4 protein-coding genes are annotated in these 4,597 nt (G+C 65.3%); all 4 read left to right on the plus strand.

Annotation, left to right across the window (positions count from 1 at the left end):
* Positions 1 to 2,245: aminopeptidase N (gene pepN, locus Q1J95_RS14625; RefSeq protein WP_300268878.1), on the plus strand; the 2,245-nt coding region annotated here is incomplete at its 5' end.
* Between the two features lie 111 nt (positions 2,246 to 2,356).
* A complete protein-coding gene (locus Q1J95_RS14630; protein ID WP_300268884.1) occupies positions 2,357 to 3,349 on the plus strand; it encodes a mechanosensitive ion channel domain-containing protein in 993 nt (330 codons plus the stop codon).
* Positions 3,346 to 3,798 carry a globin gene (locus tag Q1J95_RS14635; RefSeq protein ID WP_300268880.1) on the plus strand — a complete coding sequence of 151 codons (453 nt, stop codon included), beginning with the start codon at positions 3,346 to 3,348 and terminating at the stop codon, positions 3,796 to 3,798. The genes Q1J95_RS14630 and Q1J95_RS14635 overlap by 4 nt, the downstream gene beginning before the upstream one ends.
* Positions 3,795 to 4,597, plus strand: an 803-nt coding sequence (locus tag Q1J95_RS14640; protein WP_300268883.1) for an FAD-binding protein, incomplete at its 3' end; no start/stop codon positions are given. The genes Q1J95_RS14635 and Q1J95_RS14640, both read left to right, overlap by 4 nt.

The following is a 4,597-nucleotide window of genomic DNA, read 5'->3' on the forward strand; positions in this document are numbered from 1 at the left end:
GCATCGATTCGTCGATCCTGTTGACGACGAGGTGTACCTGTACTCGCAGTTCGAGGTTCCTGACTCGCGACGCGTGTTCGCGGTGTTTGAGCAGCCTGATCTGAAAGCGACGTTCCAGTTCACGGTCACGAGTCCCGACACCTGGAAGGTCGTCTCCAACTCCCCCACGCCCGAGCCGATCTTTCACGATGAGAGCTCCACAGCCACCTGGGGTTTCGAGCCGACGCCACGGATCTCGTCGTACATCACCGCTCTTGTCGCCGGCCCCTACGAGTCGACGTTCTCTGAGCTCACCAGCGCGGATGGCCGGGTGATTCCCCTCGGCGTCTATGGCCGCAAGAGCCTCTGGCAGCACCTCGACGCGGACTACATCTTCGACAAGACCCGACAGGGGTTCGCTTACTTTGAAGAGAAGTTCGGCGTTGCCTACCCCTTCGCGAAGTACGACCAGCTCTTCGTACCGGAGTTCAACGCCGGGGCGATGGAGAACGCCGGCGCCGTCACATTCACCGAGACCTATGTCTTCCGCAGCAAGGTGACCGATGCCGTCAAGGAACGCCGCGTCGTCACGATCCTGCACGAACTGGCCCACATGTGGTTCGGCGACCTGGTCACCATGAAGTGGTGGAACGATCTCTGGCTGAATGAGTCGTTCGCCGAATGGGCATCGACCATTGCCACGGCCGAGGCAACGGAGTGGACTGAGGCTTGGACCACGTTCAACGCCATGGAGAAGGCCTGGGCATACCGCCAGGACCAGCTTCCCTCCACGCATCCGATCGTCGCGGAGATCAACGATCTCGAAGACGTTCAGGTCAACTTCGACGGCATCACCTACGCCAAGGGCGGATCGGTGCTCAAGCAGCTCGCCGCATGGGTGGGCATCGAAGCGTTCTTCGCCGGTGTCGGTCAGTACTTCCAGAAGCACGCCTGGGGAAACACCGAGGTGACGGATCTGCTCGCCGAGCTTGAAGCGACCAGCGGCCGCGACCTGAGCGCGTGGGCGAAGAAGTGGCTCGAGACCGCCGGAGTCAACACCCTCTCCCCCGTCATCGCCGACGATTCCGACGGCTCCATCACCCGCTTCGCCATCACCCAGACGGCCCCGGCGGACTATCCGACCATTCGCCCGCACCGACTCGGCATCGGCTTCTACAACAACGTGGATGGCGTTCTGACGCGCACTCACTACGCCGAGATCGACGTCGACGGCGACCGCACCGAGGTTCCCGAGCTGCACGGGCTCACACGCCCCGACCTGGTGCTGCTCAACGATAACGACCTCGCGTACGCCAAGATCCGTCTCGACGAGCGCTCGTTGGCCACCGCGATCGCACACCTCGGCGCGATCGCCGACCCCCTGGCACGCTCGATCGTGTGGGGTGCGGCCTGGGATCAGACCCGCGACGCCGAAAGCGCGGCATCCGACTACGTCGATCTCGTGCTCGGAAACATCGGCCGCGAGACCGAATCGACCACCGTGCGCACGACGCTCGCCCAGTTGCGCACCGCCGCCACACTGTACGTCGCGCCCGCCGATCGTGACGCGGTTCGCCTGAAGGTCGCCGATGGCCTGTGGGAGCTCGCCCAGAGCGCGCCAGCCGGAAGCGACAGCCAGCTGCAGTTCGTCACCGCGTTCGCCGGTGCGCTCGTCAACGCCGAGCACGCCGGAATCATCGGTCGTCTGCGCTCGGGCGAGGAAACGCTCCCCGGGCTTGAGATCGACACCGATCTGTCGTGGCAGCTCCTGGTCGGCCTCGCTTCGATCGGGGCGACCGATGGCTCCGCGATCGACGCCGCGCTCAACGCTGACAACACGTCAAAGGGTGCCGAGTTCGCCGCACTGGCTCGCGCCGCTCTACCCACCGTCGCAGACAAGCGGGTCGCCTGGGAGTCGCTCATCGACAACGCCGAGCTGCCGAACACGATCGTCCGCTCCGCGGCGGCCGGGTTCGTGCACCCGAACAGCATCGGAGTGCTCGGCGAATTCGTGACGGACTACTTCGACATGCTGGTGCCGGTCTGGGAGTCGCGTACGTACCAGATCGCCCAGTACCTGATCGTCGGTCTGTTCCCGACAGCGCTCGCCAACACCGAGCTGCGCGATGCCACACGCGCCTGGCTGTCTGCCAACGCCGACGCCCCGCAGGCGCTGCGGCGACTCGTCAGCGAGGGCCTCGCCGATGTCGAGCGCGCCCTGTCTGCCCAGGCGCGAGACGCAGAGGATCCTGAGTCCGAAGACTAGGAGGCTCAGTAGAATCAGAGGGTGTGGATCCCTCGTAGCGGCGCCTTCGGTGCAGAAGCACCGCCCGTCGTCGAACTCGACTGGACGGGCTTCACGGAGGTGCTGCGCACAATCGGTGGCAAAGCGCTGAATGTCGCGATCGTCATCGTCGTCGCCGTCGTCATCGGGTTTGTGCTGCGCCTGGTCATCCGCCGTGTCGTGCAGCGCATCGTCAACAGTGCGAAATCGAAGGCCAACGTTGACGACACGCAGGCCCTTGAGCGATCGCCTCTCGCCGACATGCGTCTGATCCAGCGCACGCGCACGCTGGGGTCGATCCTGCAGAACATCATCAACGTGATCCTCGTCGTGATCGTCGTGTTGCTGATCGTCTGGATCCTCTCGCCTGCGCTGCTCAGCTCGTTGACGCTGCTGACCGCTGCTGTCGGCGCCGGTCTCGGCTTCGGTGCGCAGAACATCGTCAAAGACGTGCTCAACGGTCTGTTCATCGTCGCTGAGGATCAGATCGGAATCGGTGACGTCGTCGACACCGGGCTCGCCAGCGGCGTCGTCGAACACGTCAGCGTTCGTGTCACACAGATCCGCGACGTCAACGGCACGCTGTGGTTCGTCCGCAATGGTGAGATTCTGCGTATTGGAAACATGTCGCAGGGGTGGGCACGCGCGATCATCGATCTCGGAGTCCCGGTCGACGCCGACGTGGCCGCTGTCGAAGCGGAGCTCCTCACCACAGCTCAGGGCCTGGCCAGTGACCCCCGTTGGCGAACGAGGATCGTTGACCAGCCCGAGGTGTGGGGGCTGGAATCGATTTCCGGCGACGCTCTCGTCATCCGCGTCGTGCTTCGCACGCGGGCCAATGCGAAAGACGATGTCGCCCGGGAACTGCGCATGCGCTTCAAGGCCACGATCGAGAAGATGGGCCTCGCCCTGCCGAGCCTGGAATCGGTGACGCCCACCGGTCTCGAAGGGGCGCGACGCGTTCGAGGCGCCAGCCCGCCCACGACCAGACCCAGCCCGATCGCCGATGCGCCGCCCAGCGCCCGAGGCATCTGGCGAAAGAAGAACACGCCGGGCCAACCCGCGCAGACGGAGGGGGACTCATGACTTTCTACGACGAGGTCGGCGGCTACGAGACTTTCGAGAAGATCGTGAACGTCTTCTACCGCGAAGTTGCGATCGATCCGGTGCTGAAGCCGATGTATCCGGAAGAAGATCTGCGCCCCGCGGCAGAACGGCTGACGCTGTTCCTCGTGCAGTACTGGGGCGGACCGGGCACCTACAGCGAGCGTCGCGGACATCCGCGCCTGCGCATGCGCCACGTGCCATTCCACGTCAACCCGGATGCGCGGGATCGATGGTTGCGATGCATGCGCACCGCCCTCGACGAGGTGGCGCTGTCGCCGATGCATGAAGCGACCCTCTGGGACTATCTTGAGCGTGCGGCTTATGCCATGGTGAACACCATGGAACCGTCAGGTATCGGTCCGGCCCCCGCGGGCCGGGCCCTGATGGAAGCCCGCAGCCGCAGTGAGGATTCAACGGAGAGCTCATGACCAACGCGCCCCTGTCCGCAGACGTCCTCGTCATCGGATGGGGATTGGCTGGGCTTGTGGCCGCGGCAGAAGCCGTGGCATCCGGTAAGAGCGTGATCCTGATCGATCAGGAACCGCGATCGAACCTGGGTGGACAAGCCTGGTGGTCTTTCGGCGGGCTGTTCTTCATCGACTCCCCCGAGCAACGCCGCCTCGGCGTGCGCGACTCCCTCGAGTTGGCGACACAGGACTGGTTCGGCAATGCGGGCTTCGACCGCGCCGAAGACCGTTGGCCGCGTGCCTGGGCCGAGGCTTACCTCCAGTTCGCCGCGGGCGAGAAGCGGGCCTGGCTGCGCGAGCGCGGCGTCGGGTTCTTCCCGGTGGTCGGGTGGGCCGAGCGCGGCGGTTACGGCGCCATCGGTCCAGGAAACTCCGTTCCCCGCTTTCACATCACCTGGGGAACCGGCCCCGGCATCGTCGCCCCTTTCGCCGACGCTGTACACCGTGCTGAGGATGCCGGTGCCCTGACGGTTCTTCCCCGTCATCGGGTGACCGAGCTCGTGCAGGAGGGAGACACCGTGGTCGGCGCTCGCGGTGACAAGCTCGCCGAGAGCCTCAGCGCACGGGGCGAACCGTCATCACGGGACATCGTCGGGGAGTTCGAGATCCACGCCGCATCGACGATCGTCGCCTCCGGCGGTATCGGCGGCAACCATGACCTCGTGCGGGCGGCGTGGCCTGCGCGTCTGGGCACCGCTCCGACGCACATGCTCTCTGGCGTCCCCGCCTACGTCGACGGGTCGATGCATGCCGTGTCTGA

It is taken from the genome of Microbacterium sp. (assembly GCF_029263575.1).
Lineage (GTDB): Bacteria > Actinomycetota > Actinomycetes > Actinomycetales > Microbacteriaceae > Microbacterium.